A 3965-nucleotide genomic window follows, 5' to 3' on the forward strand; every position below is an offset into this window, starting at 1 on the left:
GCACGCACAGGCCGCAGCGCACGCAGGCGGCCAGGAAGCGCTCGTCGTCGAGCGCGCCGGGCGGGCGCAGCGCCTGGGCCGGCCGGGCCACGGCTGGGCGCGATGCCAATGCCGCGCCGCCGGCGATCAGGCCGGCGGTGGCGGCGCTGGCAGCGCCTTGCATCAGTTCACGACGGTTCATGTCAGCCCCTCGCCCGGCGGGTACGCCAGTCGATCCCCCGGGGGGATCGCGCCCGCCTTGGGGCGGCCCGGCGCCGGGCGCGCGAAAACGCTTCGACTCGCATCAGCTCAGGCCTCAGGCGCGCACCACCTTGACGGCGCACTTCTTGAAGTCGGTCTCTTTGGAGATCGGGCAGGTGGCGTCCAGCGTCAGCTTGTTGACCAGCCGGCCTTCATCGAAGAAGGGCACGAAGACCAGACCGCGCGGCACCTTGTTGCGGCCCTTGGTCTCCACCGCCAGCGTGATCTCGCCGCGGCGCGAGCTGAGCTTGACCTGCATGCCACGCTGGATGCCGCGCGCCTGCGCGTCATCGGGGTGCATGAAGACCACGGCCTCGGGCACGGCGCGGTGCAGTTCGGCCACGCGGCGCGTCATGCTGCCGGTGTGCCAGTGCTCGAGCACGCGGCCGGTGCACAGCCACAGGTCGAACTCCTTGTCGGGCGACTCGGCGGCGGGCTGGTAGGGCAGGGCGAAGATGTTGGCCTTGCCGTCCTTGTGGCCGTAGAACTTGATGCCCTCGCCGGCCTTGACATAGGGGTCGTAGCCCTCGCGGAAGCGCCACAGCGTTTCCTTGCCGTCCACCACCGGCCAGCGCAGGCCGCGCGACTCGTGGTAGACATCGAAGGCCGCCAGGTCGTGGCCGTGGCCGCGGCCGAACTCGGCGTACTCCTCGAACAGGCCCTTCTGCACATAGAAGCCGAAAGCCTCGGACTCGGCGTTCTTGTAGCCGGCGATGTACTTGCCATTGACCTTGCCCAGGTCGGCTGCCGGGAACTTGTTGACCTTGCCGTTCCGGTAGAGCACCTCAAAGAGCGTCTTGCCCTTGACCGAGGGCATCTTGGCGATCAGCTCCGCCGGCCACACCTCCTCGATCTTGAAGCGCTTGCTGAACTCCATCATCTGCCACAGGTCCGAGCGGGCCTGGCCCGGTGCGGCCACCTGCTGGCGCCAGAACTGGGTGCGGCGCTCGGCGTTGCCGAAGGCACCTTCCTTCTCCACCCACATGGCGGCGGGCAGCACCAGATCGGCCGCCATGGCGCTGACGGTGGGGTAGGGGTCGCTGACCACCACGAAGGCCTTGGGGTTGCGCCAGCCCGGCAGGATCTCGCCGTTGATGTTCGGCCCGGCCTGCATGTTGTTGGTGGTGCTGGTCCAGTAGCAGCGCAGCTTGCCGTCCTTCAGCGCGCGGCTCTGGGCCACGGCGTGCAGGCCGATCTTGTCGGGGATGGTGCCTTCGGGCACACCCCAGATCTCCTCGGTGTGCTTGCGGTGCTCGGGGTTGGTGACCACCATGTCGGCCGGCAGGCGGTGCGCAAAGGTGCCCACCTCGCGGGCGGTGCCGCAGGCGCTGGGCTGGCCGGTCAGGCTGAACGGGCCCGAGCCCGGCGTGCTGATCTTGCCGGTCAGCAGGTGGATGTTGTAGACCATGTTGTTGGCCCAGGTGCCACGGGTGTGCTGGTTGAAACCCATGGTCCAGAACGACACCAGCTTGACCTTCGGGTCGGCGTAGAGCTTGGCCAGTTCCTCCAGCTGCTTGACGGGCACGCCCGACAGCGCGCTGACCTTCTCGGCGGTGTACTCGCTGACGAACCTGGCGTAGTCCTCGAAGCTGATCGGCGTGGCGTCGTTCGGGCTGCCCTTGGGCTTGCCGTCGGCGCCGGGGTAGCCGTTGGCGGTGGCGTCCTTCTCCAGCGGGTGGACCGGGCGCAGGCCGTAGCCGATGTCGGTGGTGCCCTTCTTGAAGTTGACGTTCTTCTTCACGAACTCGGTGTTCACCTTCTTGTTCGTGATGATGTAGTGAGCGATGAAGTTGAGGATGGCCAGGTCGGTCTGCGGCGTGAAGATCATGCCGCTGTCGGCCAGGTCGAAGCTGCGGTGCTCGTAGGTGGACAGCACCGCCACCTTGACGTGCGGCGCCGACAGCCGGCGGTCGGTGATGCGGCTCCACAGGATGGGGTGCATCTCGGCCATGTTGCTGCCCCACAGCACGAAGGCGTCGGCCTGCTCGATGTCGTCGTAGCAGCCCATCGGCTCGTCGATGCCGAAGGTGCGCATGAAACCGGTGACCGCGCTGGCCATGCAGTGGCGGGCGTTGGGGTCGATGTTGTTGGTGCGAAAGCCCGCCTTCCAGAGCTTGCTGGCGGCATAGCCTTCCCAGATCGTCCACTGGCCCGAGCCGAACATCGCCACCGAGTTCGGGCCGTCGGCCTTGATGGCCTCCTTCCACTTGGCGGCCATGATGTCGAAGGCCTCGTCCCAGCTGACCGGGGTGAACTCGCCGTCCTTGTCGTAGACGCCGCCCTTCTTGCGCAGCAGCGGGGTCTGCAGGCGGTCCTTGCCGTACATGATCTTGGACAGGAAGTAGCCCTTGATGCAGTTCAGTCCGCGGTTGACCGGGGCTTCCGGATCGCCCTGGGTGGCCACCACGCGACCGTTCTGGACGCCCACCAGCACCGAGCAGCCGGTGCCGCAGAAGCGGCAGGGCGCCTTGTCCCAGCGCACGACGGATCCGTTCTCTGCGGGAGCGGGCGCCTCACCCTTCTTCGCCGCAAGGGCGGGCACGGAGATGCCGGCCGTGGCGGCCGCCGCGGCAATGGCCTGGGTCTTGATGAAGTCGCGTCGATTGATGCTCATGATTGGGCCTCCTCGCAGGGGGAATGCGCTGCTTGCGCTTGATTCGAAAGGGGGGCGTCGCCGGAGGGGACGTTGGTGTGCTCGTAGGCCAGGGTGGCGGCCAGCACCTGGGGTACCCGGTGCAGGGCGATCAGGGTGTCGGACATGGCCGCCCCCTCCGCGTCCTCGACGGTGACGACGAGCTTGCCGTCCTCCGACATGCCGTGGCATTCGACGCCGGGAAAGGCGCACAGGGCGGCCTCCGCCTCGGCACGGGTCTCGGGCTTGATGCGCAGGACCAGACTGACGATGTTCATGGGCCCTCCAGGGCAGTGGGGGGCGCCACCCGCTGGATGGCGACGACGGGACAGGGAGCGATGCAGGCGCCGCAGCCTGTACAGGCGGCGTCATCCACCTCGGGCACAGGCACGCCGCCCAGGCGGGGCCGGAAGCGGATCGCAGCGGGATCACAGAGCTCGCCGCAGACGCGGCATTCCACGTTCTGATGCGCCAGGCAGCCTTCGCCGATGGCAATGCCGAAGGACCAGGGCCTCGCGCTGCCCGCCGCATCGACGGGAGTGATCGCCCCGCTCGGGCAGGCCCGGCTGCAGTCACCGCAGAAAGTGCAGGCCGCCAGCATGAAGTCGGCGACAGGACGGCCACCCTCGCCCCGCTGCAGCAGGCCGGTGGGACAGGCCTTCACGCAGTCATCGCAGCGGCTGCAGCGATCGAGGAAGAGGGGCTCGGACACGCTCCACGGCGGACGGAAAGGCGCCGGAAGCGGCGCCCGCCCACCGAGGAACCGCCGTCGTGAAACATCCATGAGGGGCTCGGGGTCTTTCAGATGGGCCGATGCTAGGCCTCTCCCCCGCCGGAAACCTTGATCTGTGCGAAGAAACGGCAGTGGTCGCCGCATCCCCGTCATTCAACGCAGACCGTGAAATATGCCCATGGCGACGGCGCTTCGTCACGGGCGGCCCGAATGTCATTCCTTACACTTATTAACACATCGAGGCCCCTGCCGCACAAGCCATCTGCGCCTGGCCTCAAACCGCATGACTATTCATTCCGGGAGATTGGTTCGATGAAGCTGAAGCTGCTGTCCATACTTCTGCTTTCCACCCTTTTGTCC

4 protein-coding genes and 1 pseudogene are annotated in these 3965 nt (G+C 67.4%); 1 reads left to right on the forward strand and 4 read right to left on the reverse strand.

The window, feature by feature from the left end; translation table 11 throughout:
* The 4 genes and pseudogenes from J0L98_RS21275 to napF form a co-directional block, all read right to left on the reverse strand.
* A pseudogene (locus J0L98_RS21275) lies at positions 1-181 on the reverse strand (ferredoxin-type protein NapG); the annotation flags it as partial.
* Positions 182-295: 114 nt separating this feature from the next.
* On the reverse strand, positions 296-2854 hold the full coding sequence (napA, locus tag J0L98_RS21280) for a nitrate reductase catalytic subunit NapA (RefSeq protein WP_296414228.1): 2559 nt from the start codon (positions 2852-2854) through the stop codon (positions 296-298).
* Positions 2851-3150: a chaperone NapD gene (locus J0L98_RS21285; RefSeq protein WP_296414229.1), complete on the reverse strand. Its 300-nt coding sequence runs from the start codon at positions 3148-3150 to the stop codon at positions 2851-2853. Before J0L98_RS21285 ends, napA begins: the two co-directional genes overlap by 4 nt.
* A complete protein-coding gene (gene napF, locus J0L98_RS21290; protein WP_296414230.1) occupies positions 3147-3656 on the reverse strand; it encodes a ferredoxin-type protein NapF in 510 nt (169 codons plus the stop codon). The genes J0L98_RS21285 and napF overlap by 4 nt, the downstream gene beginning before the upstream one ends.
* 114 nt (positions 3657-3770) lie before the next feature.
* Here napF and J0L98_RS21295 point away from each other — a divergent pair.
* Positions 3771-3965, forward strand: a 195-nt coding sequence (locus J0L98_RS21295; RefSeq protein ID WP_296414231.1) for a hypothetical protein, incomplete at its 3' end; no start/stop codon positions are given.

The organism is Zoogloea sp., assembly GCF_017302315.1.
Taxonomy (GTDB): domain Bacteria; phylum Pseudomonadota; class Gammaproteobacteria; order Burkholderiales; family Rhodocyclaceae; genus Zoogloea.

What these genes read in the sequence shown, in the direction of transcription:
- napA (WP_296414228.1), bottom strand. Translation starts at nt 2,854, where the DNA reads ATGAGCATCAATCGACGCGACTTCATCAAGACCCAGGCCATTGCCGCG.
- napF (WP_296414230.1), bottom strand. Translation starts at nt 3,656, where the DNA reads ATGGATGTTTCACGACGGCGGTTCCTCGGTGGGCGGGCGCCGCTTCCG.
- J0L98_RS21285 (WP_296414229.1), bottom strand. Translation starts at nt 3,150, where the DNA reads ATGAACATCGTCAGTCTGGTCCTGCGCATCAAGCCCGAGACCCGTGCC.